This is a genomic window from Terrisphaera buseokensis, from assembly GCF_047521145.2.
GTDB lineage: Bacteria > Verrucomicrobiota > Verrucomicrobiia > Opitutales > Opitutaceae > ER46.
The window spans coordinates 4204276-4223029 of the sequence record NZ_CM134186.1 but is presented as its reverse complement, the minus strand read 5'-3'; the positions used below and the strand labels follow the sequence as shown (position 1 = coordinate 4223029).

The window sequence follows — 18754 nt, the reverse complement described above, 5'->3', positions numbered from 1 at the left end:
GCATTTTTATGAAACGGCACCTCCTCATTTCGCTCGGCACACTTCTCTGGGCCACGGCGCCGACCTTCGCGGCCAACCCGCCGGGCGCTCCCGACCCGGTGCGCAATCCGTCGTCGCCGATCATGCTCGCGGGACCCTGGGTGCCGGCGAATCCGCATGAGATCGATTTCGATCGGCTGCCGCGCATTCCGTCGAAGCATGCCGTCGTGAGCGACGTGCTCGGCGCGGGCGGACACCGGGTGAACCAGCACAACTATCTCGTTCACTTCGCCGGTCGGTTCTGGGCGATGTGGAGCGACGGACCGGGTGAGTCGCGCGGGCAGGGCAAGGTGCCCGGTCACGATCGCGCCGGACAGGTGGTCTCGTTTGCGACGAGTCCGGACGGACTCAACTGGGGACCGATCGGCCGGCTCGGCAGCGTGCCCGATCCCGGATACGGCTGGATCGCGCGCGGCTTCTGGGTGCGCGAGGGGCGGCTGCTGGCGCTCGCCAGCCGTTATCAGGCTCCTGGATACGCGGGCCCGGGACTTTCGCTGCATGCGTTCGAACTGGCGACGGAAACGCCGGCGGCGTGGCGTCATCTCGGCCTGATGTTCGATGATGCGCTCAACAACTTCGCGCCGGCGCGGCTGCCGAACGGCGAGTGGATGATGTCGCGGCGGGACGGACGCCAGGATGTGCACTTCCTCGTCGGCGGCGTGAAGGGATTCGATCAGTGGACGTCGTTCAACGCCGTGGGTTATGGCGATTCCTCGTTCAAGGCCGAGGAACCATATTGGTGGGTGCTGCCGGATCGATCCATCGTCGCGCTCTTCCGCGACAATCGCTCGTCGGGCTTTCTGTATCGCGCGTTTTCCACCGACCACGGCCGGACCTGGACGCGGCCGGTGCGCACCAACTTCCCCGATGCCAAGTCGAAGTTCAGCGGCGTGCAGCTGCCCGACGGACGCTATGTGCTGGTGTCGAATCCGCACCCGCAGCGACGCGATCCGCTCACGCTCGCGATCAGCCGGGACGGCCTCGTCTTCCACGCCATGGGTTATCTCGTCGGCGGCCGTCACGTCGACTATCCCCACGTCATGCACCACGACGGCCATCTCTACGTGGCGTTCGCCACCGCCAAGTCCACGGTCGAAGTCCTGCAGGTGCGCGTCGCGGATCTGGCGGGGTTGGAAGCGGCGCAGCCGGGCGGGGGGCCACGCTAGGCGCGCGGCGGCGATCGCGCCGGCTGGCCTGATCTTGGAATTGTCCCTCCACTCCCTCCTTTGACTTCACTCACCATTCGTCCGCTCGATGCGATCGCGATTGCGGCCTATCTGGTCGGCATGCTGACGCTCGGCTTCATCTCGGCGCGCCGCAGCGCGACCGCGGAACACTACTTTGTCGGGCATCGCGATTTTCCCGGCTGGGTGATCGGGCTCTCGATGCTTGGCAGCATCATCAGCTCGACCACGTTTCTCGCGCTGCCCGCGGCGGCGTACGTCCTCGACTGGCGTCAGCTCACGGTGAATCTCATGGTGCCGATCGTGGCGGTCGTCGCGATTGTGATCTTCATCCCGTTCTTCCGCCGGGCCGGGCTGACGTCCGCGTTCGAGTACCTCGGCGATCGCTTCGGTCCCGTGGCGCGGCTGTACGGCACGGCGAGTTTCATTTTCCTCCAGCTGATCCGGTTGGCGCAGGTGCTGTTCCTGATGTCGCTGCCGATGCAGTTTCTCACCGGTGCGTCCATCGAGTGGGTGATTGTCGGGGCCGGCGTGTTTGTCGCGCTGTATGCGGTCGCCGGCGGCATGGAGACCGTGGTGTGGGCCGACGCGATTCAGGCGGCGATCAAGGTGCTTGGCGGCGTGCTCTGCCTGATCTGCGTCGTGAAGGAAATGCCCGGCGGCTTCGCGCAGATCGTCGACGTCGGGACGGCGAACAACAAGTTCAGCCTCGGTAAATTCGAGTGGGACGTGCACCAGCGGACGTTCTGGACCGTGGCCATCCTCGGGCTCCTGAACTGGCTCAACATCTACTCCGGCGAGCAGACGATCGTGCAGCGGTACGTGTCGGCGAAATCGACGTGGGAGGCGCGCAAGGCGACGATGATCTTCTCCGCGGTGGCGGTGCCGGTGTGGACGATGTTCTTCTTCATCGGCACGTCGCTCTTCGTGTTCTTCAGGGTGTTCCCCGATCCGGCGGTCGCGAGTCTCCAGCCGGACCAGATGCTGCCGTATTTTGTTTTCAAGCACGTGCCGGTCGGCATCGCGGGCATTGTAATCGCAGCGGTCTTGGCTGCCGCGATGAGTGCCCTCGATTCCGGCGTGAACTCGATCGCGACGGTGACCGTCGTCGATGTGTTGAAGCCGTACCTGGCGAAGGGCCGGAGCGATCGCTTTTATCTGACGGCCGCGCGCGTGGCGACGGTGGCTGCGCTGGTGCTGGCGGTGGGCGGGGCGCTGTTCTTTTCGCGCCTCGAGAAGGAAAGCATGAACGACGTGAGCCTGATCGTGTTCAGCGTGCTCGGCGGCGCGATCACCGGCGTGTACATGCTCGGCTTCTTCACGCGGCGGGTGGATGGCTTTGCGGTGAACATCGCGCTGGCCGTCGCCGTCGCGCTCAACGTTTACCTTGGGCTTGGCGTGATGAAGGTGCTGCCGGAGGCGTGGCGCGTGCCGGTGCACAGCTATTGGGTGGGAACGGTCGTGAACCTGGTGTTCATGGCCATCGCCTACGGCATCGCGCGTTTCCGACGCGCGTCGACGCGGGACTTGAGCGGCCTGACGGTGTGGACGATGAAAAAGGCCGACGGACGACCGGAAGCAGCGGGGCAGTAATATCAATCGCTGCCTGCTTTCGGACTTCTGGATCGATCGTGGCTACGAGCGCCCGCGAGTGGCCGAACGACCACTCGCTGGCGCTCGTAGCCACGGCTAAAGTCCAAAGGCAAAGAGCGATTGGTATAAGCCTCGGGTTGCAGTCACGGCCACAAGGCGGGCCGCGACTGCGGCTTGACCGCGGCGGGCAGGACGCGAAATTGAAGTCATGGTTGCGCCCCTGTTACCCCGCGTGGCTGCTGGTTTGGTTCTCGCGTCAGCGTGGGCCGTGGAACCGATGGTTCGAGCAGCCCGCGTCGTTTGCCGGAAATCGGCCGGGGACGCTGCACCGTTTCTTTTTCGGTCCGGCGAAGAAAAAGACCGGAGCAGCTCCCGCAAAATGAAATCACGAATCGCCCGGGTCGCGTGGGGATGGTTGGTGCTGTCGGCTTCGCTGTTAGCGGCTGACGCGCAATTCGACCTCGTGATTCGCAACGGCCGCGTGGTCGATCCGGAATCGGGGCTCGATGCGGTGCGGCACGTGGGCATTCGGGCCGGGGTGGTGCAGGCGATTGCGGAAACCGAGTTGACCGGCCGGGAGGTCTTCGACGCTTCCGGATGCGTGGTGGCGCCGGGGTTCATCGATTTGCACCAGCATGCGGTGGAACCAGCCGACATGGCGCTGAAGGCGCAGGACGGAGTGACGCTCGTGGCGGAGCTGGAAGTGGGCGCGGCGAACGTGGACGCGTGGTACGCCGCGAGGAAGGGCAGGATGCTGATTCATCATGCGGTCAGCGTCGGGCATATTCCCAGTCGTCTTCAGGTGATGGGGGATCGACCGGCTTTTCTGCCTCCGACCAGTTCCGCCGCCGCGACGCGCACGGCGACGGATCAGGAGATTGCCGCGATCTGTCAGGTGATTGATGCCGGTTTGAAGCGTGGGGCCGTCGCGGTGGGTTTCGGATTGCAGTACACGCCGGCCGCCACGCCGTGGGAAACGCTGGAGGTGTTTCGCGTGGCGGCGCGGCATGGTGCTCCGTGTCACGTGCACATGCGGTCCAAAGGAGGATCGGGCCCGGCGAATATTTTCTCGGCCGTGGAAGAATTGGTGGCGGCGTCGGTCATCACCGGGGCGCCGGCGCATGTCTGTCACGTGCAAAGTACGGCGAACCAGTTCACGCCGCGCATTCTCCAGTTGATTGGCGAGGCCCGCGCCCGGGGAGTTGATCTCACTGTCGAGTGCTATCCTTACACCGCCGGCATGACGGAAATCCGATCGAGCGTCTTCGATCCGGGCTGGCGGGAGCGGGGCGGTTACGACTACGGCGATCTGCAGTGGCCGGCGACGGGGGAGCGGCTGACGGCGGAGAGCTTCGAACGCTATCGGCGTGAGGGTGGGCTGGTGATCCTGCACTCGAACCCGGAGTCGGTGATTCGGGAAAGCGTGGCCCATCCGCTCACGATGATTGCGAGTGACGGCTTGCGCGGTCACCCGCGCCATGCTGGCTCGAGCGCCCGCGTGCTCGGGCGTTATGTGCGCGACGAGAAACTCCTTTCTCTCTCCCAGGCGATCGAAAAGCTGGCATTGATGCCGGCACGCCGACTCGAAGGCCGGGTGCCGGCGATGAAAAACAAAGGTCGGATCCGGGTGGGGGCGGATGCAGACTTGGTGGTGTTCGATCCCGCCACGGTCACCGATCGGGCCACGTACACCGCGCCGGACCAGCCCTCGTCCGGCTTCCAACTGGTCCTGGTGCAGGGTGTCGCCGTGGTGCGAGACGGCGCGTTGCAGGCCGGAGTGCTCCCGGGCACGGGCGTCCGCGCCCCTTTGCGGGATTGATTTCCCCTGCCAGCGCGGACGGGGAAGGGGAGAGGAACTCGCCGGGTGAACGGGCGTTTGACATCGTCGCATGCGTCGTCACTTCTGCCGCTGTTCACCCCGCCACCGTGAGTTCCCCGCCCACCCAGCCGTTCACCTTCAACGACCAGTCGCGGTGGTTTGCGGAAGAGGTGCTGCCGCACGAACCGCCGCTGCGGTCGTACCTGCGGCAGTCATTGCCGACGCTGGCGGATGTCGACGACCTGGTGCAGGACTGTTTCGCGCGAATGATGCGGGCGAAATCCACCGGCACGATCCGATCGCCGAAGCCGTTGCTCTTCGCGATCGCGCGGAATGCCGTGCGCGATTTCATCCAGCGCAAAGGGCGCGCCGAGCTGATTCCCATAACGGAAAACGTCGAGTTCGCCGTCTTGGAGGAGGGAAGCGATGTGGTGGAGTTGGTTTGCCGCAAGCAGGAGCTCGCGTTGCAGGCCGAGGCCATTCACGCGCTGCCCGAGCGCTGCCGTGAAGTTCTTCTCCTCCGCAAAATCAAGGGCCTGTCCCAAAAGGAAATCGCCGCGCTGCTCGGCATCGCCGAGCACACGGTTGAAGCGCTCGCGGCCAAGGGCACGCGTCGCTGTGCCGAGTATCTGCATTCCCGCGGCCTGGAGGCGCTGCGCTGACGATGGCTGCGGATCCTGAGCGTTACGATCCGGCGCTGGCGCAGACGGCGGCCGAGTGGGTGGCCCGTCGCGATCGCGGGTTTTCCGCGCGCGAGGCGGCCGACTTCGCAGCGTGGGAACGGGCCGATCCGCAGCACGCTTTGGCCCTCCAGCACGTGGCAGCCGCGTGGCGAGGACTCGATCGCATCGGGGGCGTCGTGGAATTGGAAACGATGGCCGACCAGGTCGTACGGACCGCACGCGCGCGGCAGTTACGCCGTCGCCGCTGGCAGTGGACGCTCGGCGCGTTCGGCGCGGCCGCAGCGATTGCCGTCGGCATCGCCGGCTGGCAGCGGTTCAAACCGGTGCCGCCCCTGGAAACCGCGTTACCGGACAACATCCGGGTGCTGGCGAGCACGCTGCAGAGCCGCACGCTGCCCGACGGATCCGTGGCCGAACTCAACGGCCGGAGCCGGATCGAGGTGGAGTTCTCCGCCACCGAACGACGTGTGCGGCTGACCGAGGGAGAGGCGCATTTTGTCGTGACGAAGGATCCGACGCGACCGTTCTACGTCACCGCCGGCCCGGTGACCGTCCGTGCCGTCGGCACGGCGTTCAATGTCCGACTTGAGGCCGCGGCCATTGAAGTGCTCGTGACCGAGGGCAAGGTGCAGATGGAGGCGTCGGCGACCGCTCCGGTGGTGCCCACTGTCGTCGCCGCGCCGCCGCCCGCGCTCGTGGCGGGCCAGCGCGTCCTGATCGATCGCGTGGCCGGCATGACCGCCGCGGTGGCGGTGGGCGAGGTGGCCCAGTCTGAAATCGATGAGGCGCTCGGCTGGCAGGGCACGCGCCTGGTGTTCAGCGCGACGACGCTCGATGAGGTGGTGGCGGCGTTCAACCGTTACAACCGGCACCGGCTGACGCTCGGCGATCCCAAGCTGAGCACGCGCACGCTGACCGGGACGTTCCGCGCGGACAATCTCGATGGCTTTCTGCGGCTGGTGCGGCAGATGGTCGACGTGAAGGTCGAACTGCGCACGCCGACCGAGACCGTGTTGCTGCCCGCGCGGTGACGGGAGCGCAGGCGTCCCGCCTGCCAACGAAAGACGCGAGGTTGCAGGCCGGAGGCCTGAGCTCCCGGGTTCGCGCGATGCGATTTTTTTAGTTGGTCGTAACGGAAAACGCCGCAGTCACAGTCTTGGACTGCGGAGCGTGGTGTTCCACGCGCCTGAACCCCTCCATGAATCGCCTCTTCCGTCTTCCCGTTTTTATCCCGCAGCGCCGCCGGACCTCGCTGGGTCTGGTCGCTCTCGTGCTGCAGGTCGCCGGCCTGCTCCTGGCCTCCGCTCAAGCCGCCGAGCCCAGCCGGCGCCTGTTCGACATTCCGGCGGGAGCGGCGGAAATCACCCTCCGGGCTTTCGCTGAACAGGCTGCGGGGCAGTTTCTTTTTTCGGGCGACAAGGTGGCCGGAGTCCGGACGCAAGCCGTCAAGGGCGAGCTGGCGCCCCGCGAAGCCCTCGAACGGCTTGTGGCCGGCACCGAACTGCGGGTCGTGCAGGATCGCGGCACGGGCGCGCTGACAGTCGATCGCGTCGCGGCGGTCGCAACCGCGGGCGCGAGTTCCACCGGCTCGATCGAAGGACGCATCTTCAACGAACGCACCGGCAGCTACCTCAACAACGCGCGGGTGGTCATCGAGGCGCAACGGCTCGAGACGTTCACCGACGAGTACGGCCGTTACAGTTTTCCCCGCGTGGCGGCAGGCGAGGCGAGGGTGCAGGCGTTCTATACGGGCTTTCCCGCCGAGACGCTCACCGTAAACGTGACGACCGGGCGCCGGGTGGAGGCTGATTTCAATCTGCGTTCGGCCAAGGATGCCGCGGGCGACGCCACGGTGCAGCTCGATGCGTTCACGGTCGCCGCGAAACGCGACATGGCGGCGTCCGACGTCGCGGTGAACGAGCAGCGCTTCGCCGCCGAGATCAAGAACATCGTCTCGACCGATTCCTTCGGCGACATCGCGGACGGCAACGTCGGTGAGTTCGCGAAGTACATGCCGGGCGTGACGCTCAATCGCAGCGGCAGCGACGGCTTGACCATGTCGATCGGCGGCGTGCCGCCCGGCGGAACGCCCATCATGCTCGACGGAAACGGCATCGCGAGCGCCACCGGCTCGAACGCCAACCGCCAGGTTGAGTTTGAGAACATCGCCGTCGGCAGCCTCGCGCGCGTCGAGGTGTCGCGCTCGCAGAACCCCGATTCACCGGCGAACGCGATCGGCGGCTCGGTCAATCTGATCAGTCGCAGCGCGTTCGAGCGCTCGCGGCCGCAGTACACGATCCGGTCGCACCTCTCGTTCCGCGGCGACGACTTCAGCTTGAGCAAGGAGCCCAATCCGTTTGCGAAAAAGGATTACGTGTTCGAGCCCAACCTGGAACTGAGCGCCGTCGTGCCGCTCTCGCGCAACTTCGGTTTCGCGGCCAGCGGCCTGGCGTCGCGGACGCGCAACAATGGTCCCGGCATCACCCAAGACTGGGTGCCGACGGTTGCGGCGCAGTCGGCGAACTTTCCCGCGACCACGCCCGATTTGCCGTACCTCGCGCGCTATCGCCTGCAGGAGCGGCCCAAGATCACCGTCCGCGATTCGCTGAGCCTGTCCGCCGACTGGCGCGTGTCGCCGGCCGATGTGCTCACGTTCGGCTTCCAGTATTTCTACCACTCCCAGAAATTCTGGGTGCGGCAGCTGAACTTCGACACGGGCCGCGTCGCGTCATTCGGCCGGGACTTCACGCAGGGCGTGGCGGGCGCGGGCTTCGTGCAAATCCTCACGGACGCGCGCGAGAAGAATAATACGAGTTTTGCCCCCAGCTTCCGTTACAAGCACAACGGCCCGGTGTGGCAGTGGCAGGTGGGCGGCGCCTACTCCGGCGCGACCAATCACTACTCTAACAAGGGCTACTTCCTCGGCAACAATGCCTTCTTCCGCAATGTCACGGTCCGCTTCCAGGGCCTCACCGAGGATCATCCGTCGATCGTTTCGGTGAAGGACGCCGCCGGGGTACGCGACGTGGACCCGTACTCGCTCGCCAACTACAATCTCGAGAGCGTGTCCGGCCAGACGTTTTCGAGCGCCGCCGCCGTGCGCACCCTCAACGCCTTTCTGAAGCGCGACTTCAACTTCGTGGTGCCGCTCACGGTGAAGACCGGCGCGGATATTCGTACGGAGTCCCGCGATCTGCAGCGGCCGACCTATGGCAGTAATTTCGTCGGCGCGGATCGCACGGCCCGCACGCCGGACGACAGCGCCGCGCAGTGGTTCGATCCGATTTACTCCCAACGCGAACTCAAGTTCGGCCCGAAAATGCAGTGGTTCGATCTGAACAAGATCGGCGAGACCTATCGCGCGCATCCGGAGTATTTCACCAGCACGGAAGCGGAGGCCGTGACCGCGTATCGCAGCCAGGTCACCACCTCGCAGGCCATCACGGAGACCATCCTCGCGCCGTATCTGCGGCTGGACGCCGGCTTCCTGAACGGCCGGCTCCAGGTCACCGGTGGCGTGCGCTACGAGCGGACCGAGGACGATGGCAATGGTCCGTTGATTGACCCGACCCGGATCTACCAGCGCAACGCCAGCGGCCAGATCGTCCGCGACTCGGCCGGACGTCCGGTCGTGGTGGCGCCGCTCGCGACCCTCGCGGGCACGAAGCTCGCCTACATCGAGCGTGGTGCCAGCACGAATACGACCTACGACGACTTCTTCCCGAGCGTAAACGGTTCTTTCAAGATTCGGCCCGATTTGATCGCGCGAGCATCTTACGGCCGTTCGTTCAATCGTCCGGACTTCGGCAATATTCTGCCCTCGATGAATCTTCCGGACACCGAGTCGACGAACCGGACGATCACCCTGACGAACCCGGGCCTCAAGCCGTGGTTCGCCGACAGCTACGGTCTCGCGCTCGAGTACTACTTCAACGAGCCCTCGACCGGCGTCGTGTCCGTGCGCGGCTATCGCCGCGACATCACGGATTTCTGGGGCACGACTCTGCGCCCGGCGTCGGACGATCTGCTCGAGCCCTTCGGCATCGATCCCGACGTATACGGCCAGGCCCTTGGTTACCAGGTGAGCACGACCAGCAATGTCGGCGATGCGCGCGTCACCGGCGCGGAGTTCGATTACCGGCAGAACCTTGTGTTCCTGCCGCACTGGGCGCGCGGGTTCACGGTCTTCGGCAACCTGACGCTTCAGCGCCGCACCGGCTCGCAGACGGCGAGTTTCAGCGGGTTCGTCCGCAAGACGTTCAACTACGGCGTCACGTTCAGTCGCGAGCGCTTCACGGCGCGCGTGGCGGTGAATCTCCGCGGCGAGATCGAGCAGGGGCGCGTAACCACCGCCGGAGCCGAGCCCAACACGATCACCTATCTGCAATCGCGGGCCATCGCGGACGTGTCGGCCGAGTATCGCCTGACGCGGAAAATCTCCGTGTTCGTCACCGGTCGCAACGTCAACTCGGCCAACGAAGACACCGTGACCTACGGGCCGTCGACGCCCAGCGATCGCATCATCCGCGGACGGATCAACTACGGCGCCACGTGGTACGTGGGGTTCAAGGGCACGTATTGATACCAAGGTCAGGGGCTTCCCGCCTGGCTTTGGTCGATAATTCAGTGGCCCGCGAATCACACCTATTGATGCGAATCAGATCAGTGCAAAACCCTTCTCCCGCACGAGAGGCTGTTTGGGAGCGGATTAACTTGGGTTCATCGCTGAAATTCGCGTCCGTTTGCGTGATTCGCGGGAGTTGTTCTGCCCAGTTCCGTCGTAGCTCCCTTTGTATCTCATGAATCGCCGCGCCTTCCTCGCCCAGACCACCACGGCACTTGCCGCCGGCGCGACGGCATCGCTCTGGGCGGCTTCGTCCGGCCCAACGGCGGCGTCGGGCGCGATGAAGCCGCCCGCGTTCTTCAACCGGTTTCCGGCGTGCACCGACTTCGAGGCGGTCGTGCCGATCGTTCGCATCGCGACGAACCGGATCATTCACCGCTTCTTCGACACCTCGCCGATCAGTCCATCCGGACGCTATGTCGCGTTGTTCCGCCTGCCGAACGAAGTGCGCACCCCGCAGCCGGGCGAGTCCGGTGACGTGGTCCTCGTTGATCTCGAGACGGCGCAGGAGCGCGTCGTCGCGCAGTCGCGCGGCTGGGAAACGCAGATGGGCGCGAACGTGCAGTGGGGCGCGACGGACGCCGATCTGTTTTTCAACGATGTCGATCCGGCGACGTGGACGCCGTTCGCAGTGCAGTTGAATCCCGTCACGGGTGCGAAGCGCAGAATCGAGTGCACCGTCTTCACGGTCTCGCCGGACGGAAAGTTTCTGACGTCGTACAACCTGATCACGTCGCGCCGCATCCAGGTCGGCTACGGCGTCGTGCTGCCGGAAGACCGGACGCCGCGGAATGTCGGTCCGGTCGCGACCGACGGCCTCTATCTCACGGAGATCGCCACGGGCCGGACCCGGATGATTGCGTCGATCAAGGATATCTACGAACGCGCCGTGCCGAGTATCGCGGTCGAGCATCCGCAGCGCTTTGAGTATTATCTCTTCCAGATTCGCTGGAATCCGCAGGGCACGCGGGTGATGGCGTTTCTGCGCTGGGCCGATCCGGCCAAGGCGAGTCCGGTGCGACTGCTCACGCTCGTGACGATGAAGCCGGATGGCACCGACATCCGCGTGGCGGTGACGCCGAAGCAGTACGCCCGCGGCGGGCATCACCCGATGTGGACGCCCGACGGCGAGCACATCACGCTGAACCTGCGCATCCGGGACGGTGATACGGCTGGCCTCGATATCGTGCAGGTCCGTTACGATGGCGCCGATCTGCATTCGATCTTTCCGGTGGGATCAGGGCATCCGTCAATGCATCCGACGCGGCCGTTTCTCATCACCGACGCGTACCACACCGAGCCTGTGACGCGCGGCGATGGCACCGCGCCGCTGCGCTTGATCGATCTCCGCAGCAAGCGCGAGACCGTCATCGCGCAAGTCCGCGCGCGGCGCAGCGACTCCGGCAAGCTCACCTCGGAGTTTCGCATCGACGGCCACCCCGTGTGGGACAAGTCGGGCCGGTACGTCGTGTTCAACGGCGTGCACAATGACACGCGCTCGGTCTTCATCGCCGATCTGGGAGCGTGGTTGGAAAAGGCTGCGGCCGGCGGATGATTTCCACTCGCTCACACTCGTAGCTGCCGCCAGAACCCGTTTCAGCCTGTCACCCTTCTTCCTCTCGCCATGAACCGTCGTCACTTTCTTGCCTCCACTGCCGCCGCTGGTGTCGCCGCGACCGCCCTGCGTTCGCCCCTTTTGGCCGCTGCAGCCAAGTCGGGTCGTCCGCCCCGCATCCTGCTGCGCAGTTCCTGGCAAAGCGTGAACATCGGCGACATCGGGCACACGCCCGGCGCGCTGAGCTTGATTGAGAAACACTTTCCCGAGGCGGAGATCACGTTGTGGCCGGGCAGTCTCGGCCACGGCTCGCGGGACCTGCTCACGAAGGGTTATCCGCGGCTGAAGATTGCGGAGGGCAGCGTGAAGGACGACAAGCCCACGACGCCGGCGCTGACGAAGGCGTGGGCCGAGGCCGATCTTTACCTGAGTGGTTCGGGTTCCGGGTTTCCCGCCAGTGCGCACGCGGTGAGTTTCCAGAAGGCCACGGGCAAGCCGGTGGGCGTGTTCGGCGTCAGCAACGATCCGATCTCCGGCATCGGTGGCAGCCGCGATCCCGAGGGCGGCACGCTCGTCAGTCTGCGCGAGCGCGCGCTGAAACTTCCCCCCACGCATCTCAGTACGGATCTGCGCTACATCATGGATCGCGCGGCGTTTTTCTTCTGCCGCGACACCATCACGCGCGATTACCTGAAGGCGCAGGGCGTGAAGTCGCCGATCGTCGAGTTCGGGCCCGACGCCCAGCTTGGCATGCATCTGCGGGACGACGCCAAAGGCCTGGCCTGGCTGGCGGCCAACCAGCTGGAGGCGGGAAAATTCATCAGCGTGATTCCGCGGCTGCGTTACACGCCGTACTACAAGATCCGCAACACAGCGCGCGGGCCCGACGACCTGATCAAGGACGCGATCAATGACCGCACGACCGAGAAGGATCACGCGAAGCTGCGCGAGATGATCGTTTCGTACGTCAAGCACACGGGCAATAAGGTCATGGTCTGCGCCGAGATGACCTACCAGGTTGAGATGGGGAAGGAAGTGCTCGTCGATCCGTTGCCAGCGGAGATCAAGAAGAACGTGGTGTGGCGTGACACCTACTGGCTCCCCGACGAGGCGGCCTCGATTTATGCGAAGGCCCAGGCGGTCATCAGCGTCGAATGCCACTCGCCGTTGATTGCGCTGCAGACGGGCACGCCGACGTTCTACGTCCGCCAGCCGACGGATACGTGCAAGGGGCAAATGTACCGGGATATCGGCGCGAACGATTGGTTCTTCGAAGTCGACGAGACCAACGGCGCGCAGCTGTGGTCGCGGCTCGAAGCCATCCACAAGGATCCGGCGGGGGCACGCGCCAAGGTGAAGGCGATCATGTCGACCGTCGAAGCGCGGCAGAAACGCATGGTCGCGGCGGTGCGCGAGGCGTGCAAGGTCGCGTGACGCGAACCTGGAAACGGTAGCCAGCCTGGCTATGGGACCTGGCCTAGGACCGCGACCGCCCCCGGTCGCTTCGGGCGATTTGCGACCGAGGGCGGTCGCGGTCCCATGGCTTGTCCCAACGTTTGTCCCAGGGCCAGTCCATGGCGGCAAAGAGTTGCGCGGAGCCCGGAGACGCCGCACGTTTTGACCGCTTGTCACCCCGTCTTACACTCGCGTTTCTGCTGACCGCCCCGGTCGCTGCCGTCGCCGCCGTGGATTTCAACCGCGACGTCCGGCCCATTCTGTCGGACAAGTGCTACCACTGCCACGGGCCCGATGCGGAAGGGCGCAAGGCGAAGCTCCATTTTGATACGAAGGAAGGCGCGTTTCGATTGAAGGACGGCGTGGCAGTGATTCTGCCCGGCAAGAGCGCCGAGAGTGAGATCATCTTCCGTGTGACCAGCACGGATACGGAGGAAGTGATGCCGCCGCCCGACTCCAAGCTGGGCCGACTGAGTCCGGCGGAGATCGACACGCTCAAACGCTGGATCGATGAAGGCGCGCCGTATCAGTCGCACTGGTCGTTCGCGCCGGTGGAGCCCGTCAAGTTGCCGGCTGCGCCGGTGGTGCTCCCCGCCGGCGTGAGCCTGCACAACCCGATCGACCGCCTGCTGGTCGCGGGTCTCGCGAAGCGTCAGCTGCGGCCCCAACCCGAGGCCGATCGCGCTACGCTGATTCGGCGCGTGTCCTTCGATTTGACGGGCCTGCCGCCGACGCCTGCGGCGGTGGACGCGTTTGTCCGCGATCCCGATCCGAAAGCGTACGAGCGGCTCGTCGAGCGCCTGCTGCAATCGCCCCGCTTCGGCGAACGCATGGCCGTCGACTGGCTGGATGTCGCGCGCTATGCTGACAGCTACGGTTTCCAGGTCGATCGCGAACGCGACATGTGGCCGTGGCGCGACTGGGTGATCAAGGCTTTCAACCAGAATCTTTCGTGGGACAAGTTCGTGACCTGGCAGCTGGCGGGCGATTTGTTGCCGAAGGCCACCGACGAACAGATTCTCGCCACGGCGTTCAATCGGTTGCATCCGCAGGAGAGCGAAGGCGGATCGGTCGAGGAGGAGTATCGCGTCAACTACATCAACGACCGCGTGACCACGTTCGGCACGGCGTTTCTCGGGCTCACGCTCGAGTGCGCGCGCTGTCACGACCACAAATTCGATCCGATCAAGCAGAAGGATTTCTACCAGTTCTTCGCGTTCTTCGACGACATCGACGAGGCCGGCCTCTACTCGTTTTTCACCCAGTCGGCGCCGACGCCCGCGATGTGGCTGCCGGATGCGGCGCACCGCGAGAAGTACGCCGCGGCAACGGCGGCCGTGAAAACAGCCGAGGCGAAACTCGCCGCCGTGCGCGACTCGCGGCGGGCTGCGTTCGCAAGCTGGCTGGCGAGCCAGGGCGGGGCGCCGCTCACGCTGAAGGGCGAGCTCGCGCGCTTCGATTTCGATCACCGCGACACCACGCCGCCGCCGCCTGCTCCTCCGGCTTCGGGCAAGGCGAAGGCCAAAGCCGCGACGACGACCCCGGCGGAAGCGCCGGAGCCCGCGGCCGAAAAGGCGACCCCGCTGGCACGGTTCGCGAGTTCCATTTTGAAGGACGGCAAGGAACAGATCGCTGCGACGCCGAAGGAAAACGAATCCGTGCCGGGTCGCACCGGTCTCGCCGTCAAGCTCACGGGCGATCACGCCGTCACGACGCCGCTCGGTAATTTTCAGCGGCACGATCCGTTCACGCTTTCGCTCTGGATTCAGACGCCGGACGTGAAGGAGCGCGCGGTTATTCTGCACCGGTCACGGGCGTGGACTGACGCCGGCAGTCGCGGCTACGAGTTGTTGATCGAAGAAGGCCGATTGAAGTGGTCGTTGATTCACTTCTGGCCCGGCGACGCGATTTCGGTGCGCGCCACGCAGCCGTTGCCGATCAACACCTGGGTGCAGGTGACCGTGACAAACGACGGTTCGTCGCGGGCCGCCGGTCTGCGCGTCTACGTGAACGGCGAGGCGGCGGCCACGGACGTCATCCGCGATCATCTTACGAAGGACATCACCGGCGGCGGCGGCGACACCATCGCGCTCGGCGAACGTTTTCGCGATCGCGGGTTCAAGGGCGGGTTGGTGGATGATTTGCGCGTGTTTGGACGGGAATTGACGCGGCTCGAGGTGCGGGAGCTGTTTTCGGCCCGGACGGCGGAGCAGATGCCGGCGGGGACGCCCGCGGTCCAAGCGGAGGAGCGGTTTGACGCGTATCTGGCGAATGAGGACGAACCGTTCCGGGCCCAACTCGCGGCGTTGACGCAGGCGCGCGCGGCGCAGACGAAACTGGCCGACGAGGCAAAGGACATCATGGTGATGCGCGAACTGCCGCAGCCGAAGACCGCTTATGTGCTGAAGCGCGGCGAGTACGATCAGCGCGGCGAGAAAGTGGAGCCGGACACCCCGGCGGCGCTGCCGGCCTTTCCCCGCGATCAGCCGCGCAACCGCCTGGGCCTCGCGCGGTGGTTGACGGATCCGCAGCATCCGTTGCTCGCCCGCGTGACAGTGAATCGGTTCTGGCAGGGACTTTTTGGCCGCGGATTGGTCAAGACCGTCGACGACTTCGGGAGCCAGGGCGATCGCGCCGAGTATCCAGCGATCCTGGACTGGCTCGCGGGCGAGTTTGTGCGCACCGGCTGGGACGTGAAGGCGTTGCTCAAGACCATGGTGTTGTCGCATGCCTACCGGCAACGGAGCTTCGCCGCGCCGGAAGTGATGGCGGACGATCCGGAAAACATCTGGCTCGCGCGCGGACCGCGTCACCGGCTGCCGGCGGAGATGATTCGCGACAACGCCCTCGCGGTGAGCGGACTGCTCGTCGAGAGGATCGGCGGTCCGCCGGTGTACACCTACGACATTCCGGAGTCGTTCAAGCCCGCGCCCGCCGGCAAGGGCGAGCAGTTGTACCGGCGCAGCGTGTACACGTTCTGGCGGCGCAACGGCCCCGCGCCGATGCTCGAAGCCTTCGACGTGCCGAAGCGCGTGGTGTGTGTCGCGCGGCGCGACACCACGAACACGCCGTTGCATGCGTTCGTGCTGCTCAACGGGCCGCAGTTCGTCGAGGCCGCGCGCGTGCTCGCCGAGAAACTGCACCGCGATTTTGGCGGCCGGCGCGATGAGTTGCTCGACCAGGCGTTTCGCCGGCTGCTGTGCCGCGAGCCGGACGTGACCGAGCGCCGCGTGCTGGCGAGGATGTACGACGAACAGCGGGATTGGTTTCGCCAGCAGCCGGAGAAGGCCGCCCAGTATGTGAAAATTGGCGACACGCCGCCCGACGCCACCTTGCCGGCGCCTGAGATCGCCGCGGCCGCGACGGTCGTGAACACCCTCATGAATCACGATGGATTCGTGGTGAAACGGTGATGAGTTATTACGTGAAAGCCCCGGATTTTTGCCCACGGAACACACGGAATTCCCCGAGCCGCTTGGTTCGATTTCCGTGTATTCCGTGTGTTCCGTGGGCACCCTGCCTTGGTTTGAAATGATCTGCTCAGGATGAACCCAATCCCCAATCCCTCGCTCTGCACGGGTGAAGAACCGTGGCTTCGCCTGAGCCGGCGCGAATGCCTGAACCGGCTTGCGCTCGGGCTTGGCGGGATCGCGCTCGCCGAACTGCTCGGTCGGGGCGTGGCGCAAGCGGCGCCGGCTGCGACGGCCGGTGCCGTGCGCCCGCCGCTGCATTTTCCGGCGAAGGCGAAGCGGATCATCTATCTCTTCCAATCGGGCGGTCCGTCGCAGCTCGATCTTTTCGATCACAAGCCGCTGCTCAACCAACGGCACGGCGAGCAGCTGCCCGATGCCGTCCGCGGCAGTCAGCGGCTCACGGGCATGTCGGGCAACCAGAGCTCGATTCCGATCGCCGGTTCGCCGTTCAAGTTCCAGCAGCACGGCCAGAGTGGCGCGTGGATGAGCGAGTTGCTGCCGCACACGGCGCGCGTGGCGGATGACCTGTGCATCGTACGATCGATGTACACGGAATCGATCAATCACGGCCCCGGTGTCACGTTCATGCAGACCGGATCGCAGATTCCGGGCCGGCCGAGTTTCGGTTCGTGGCTCGACTACGGCCTCGGCAGCGACAACGAGAACCTGCCGTCGTTCGTGGTGCTAATTACGAAGGACAAGAAGGGGCAGCCGTTGATGTCGCATCTGTGGGGCTCGGGCTTTCTCCCGGCTAAACACCAGGCGGTGCGTTTTCGTTCGGGCGGCGATCCCGTGCTTTATCTCGGCAATCCCGCGGGCGTGGCGCCGGAGAACCGCCGGCTCGCGCTCGATCGGTTGCGGGAGTTGCACGAGCATCAGTTTGCCGGTACGCCCGACGCCGAGATCTCCGCGCGCATCGCGAACTATGAGATGGCGTTCGCGATGCAGACCAGCGTGCCCGAGGTGACGAACCTCAAGGACGAGCCCGAGAGCATTTTTGCGGAGTATGGCGAGGAGGCGCGGCAGCCGGGGACGTTTGCGGCGAACTGCCTGCTCGCGCGCCGGCTCGCGGAGCGGGGCGTGAAGTTCATCCAGCTGTATCATCAGGACTGGGACCACCACGGTGGCCTGCCGGGTGCGATCAAGCGCGAGTGTCAGCAGACGGATCGCGCCACGGCGGCGCTCATCACCGATCTCAAGCGACGAGGCATGCTCGACGACACGCTGGTCGTGTGGGGCGGTGAGTTTGGCCGCACGAATTACTGTCAGGGTCTGCTGAAGGCGGGCAACTTCGGCCGCGATCATCATCCGCGGTGCTTCACGATCTGGATGGCGGGCGGCGGGGTGAAGCCGGGCCTGACGTTTGGCGAGACCGACGAATACGGCTACAACATCACGAAGGATCCGGTGCACATCCACGATCTGCACGCGACGATCCTGCATTTGTTCGGCATCGACCACGAGCGGCTCACGTACAAGTTCCAGGGCCGGCGCTACCGGCTGACCGACGTGCACGGCAAAGTCGTCAAGGACGTGATTGCCTGAGCGGGGGCGGGGCCTTAGCGAAGAGGGCGATGAACCTACGCACCCCTTTGTTCGCCCTCGTCGTGGCTGTGGCGGCGTCGCCGCTCTTCGCGGTCGAGCCCAATACGCTCTCCGCCGCGGAGAAATCCGCCGGCTGGAAACTCCTCTTTGACGGCACCTCGCTCGCCGGCTGGCGCGGCTACAAGACCGAGCCGGTCGGTGCCGGTTGGAAGGCGCAGGACGGCGCGCTCGTGCTCACGGCCCCGAAGGCGGGCGACATCGTGACGGCGGCCGAATACGGGGATTTCGAACTGAGTTTCGAATGGAATATCTCCGAGGGCGGAAACAGCGGCGTGATCTATCGCGCAGGTCTCGGTGACAGCGCCCCGCATCGCACGGGCCCGGAGTATCAAGTGTTGGACAACGCCAAGGCCACGGACAACAAACTCGACAACCACCTCGCCGGTTCATTGTACGATCTCGGGAAGGGCGCTCCGCGCGAGCTGGCGAAGCCGGCGGGGCAGTGGAACGCGTCGCGCATCGTGGTCCGCGGCTGGAAGGTCGAGCATTGGCTGAATGGCACGAAGGCCGCGGCGGCTGATCTCGCGAGCCCCGAAGGCAAGGCGTTGATCGCCGCGAGCAAGTTCAAGGCGGTGCCGAAGTTCGCCACGCTCGCGCGCGGCCACATCGCGTTTCAGGATCACGGCAACGTCGTGAGCTACCGGTCGATCAAAATCCGCGAGCTGAAGTAAACGCGTTCCCCGGGAGCGCAGGCGTCCCGCCTGCCTCGATTTGAACGCAGCAT

11 protein-coding genes are annotated in these 18754 nt (G+C 65.4%); all 11 read left to right on the top strand.

Annotated elements, in window-relative coordinates:
• Nucleotides 1–8: 8 nt before the first annotated feature.
• Nucleotides 9–1205, top strand: coding sequence for an exo-alpha-sialidase (locus ACLJEU_RS15800; protein WP_414661476.1), 1197 nt, complete (start codon nt 9–11; stop codon nt 1203–1205).
• 60 nt (nt 1206–1265) lie between these two features.
• A complete protein-coding gene (locus ACLJEU_RS15795) occupies nt 1266–2816 on the top strand; it encodes a sodium:solute symporter family transporter (RefSeq protein WP_414661477.1) in 1551 nt (516 codons plus the stop codon).
• A gap of 379 nt (nt 2817–3195) precedes the next feature.
• On the top strand, nt 3196–4635 hold the full coding sequence (locus ACLJEU_RS15790; protein WP_414661478.1) for an amidohydrolase family protein: 1440 nt from the start codon (nt 3196–3198) through the stop codon (nt 4633–4635).
• 107 nt (nt 4636–4742) lie between these two features.
• Entirely contained in the window at nt 4743–5297 is a 555-nt protein-coding gene (locus tag ACLJEU_RS15785; protein WP_414661479.1) for an RNA polymerase sigma factor, read from the top strand.
• Nucleotides 5298–5299: 2 nt separating this feature from the next.
• Nucleotides 5300–6349, top strand: a complete 1050-nt coding sequence (locus ACLJEU_RS15780; RefSeq protein WP_414661480.1) for a FecR family protein — start codon at nt 5300–5302, stop codon at nt 6347–6349.
• A gap of 167 nt (nt 6350–6516) precedes the next feature.
• Nucleotides 6517–9900 (top strand): TonB-dependent receptor domain-containing protein, encoded by a 3384-nt coding sequence (locus ACLJEU_RS15775; protein WP_414661481.1) that lies wholly within the window; start codon nt 6517–6519, stop codon nt 9898–9900.
• A gap of 217 nt (nt 9901–10117) precedes the next feature.
• Complete coding sequence (locus ACLJEU_RS15770; protein WP_414661482.1) at nt 10118–11497, top strand: hypothetical protein; 1380 nt, start codon at nt 10118–10120, stop codon at nt 11495–11497.
• A 69-nt stretch (nt 11498–11566) separates the two neighbouring features.
• Entirely contained in the window at nt 11567–12931 is a 1365-nt protein-coding gene (locus ACLJEU_RS15765; RefSeq protein WP_414661483.1) for a polysaccharide pyruvyl transferase family protein, read from the top strand.
• Between the two features lie 191 nt (nt 12932–13122).
• Complete coding sequence (locus ACLJEU_RS15760; RefSeq protein WP_414661484.1) at nt 13123–16365, top strand: DUF1553 domain-containing protein; 3243 nt, start codon at nt 13123–13125, stop codon at nt 16363–16365.
• Between the two features lie 132 nt (nt 16366–16497).
• Nucleotides 16498–17970 (top strand): DUF1501 domain-containing protein, encoded by a 1473-nt coding sequence (locus tag ACLJEU_RS15755; RefSeq protein ID WP_414661485.1) that lies wholly within the window; start codon nt 16498–16500, stop codon nt 17968–17970.
• A 29-nt stretch (nt 17971–17999) separates the two neighbouring features.
• Nucleotides 18000–18701 carry a 3-keto-disaccharide hydrolase gene (locus ACLJEU_RS15750; RefSeq protein WP_414661486.1) on the top strand — a complete coding sequence of 234 codons (702 nt, stop codon included), beginning with the start codon at nt 18000–18002 and terminating at the stop codon, nt 18699–18701.
• Nucleotides 18702–18754: the final 53 nt, after the last annotated feature.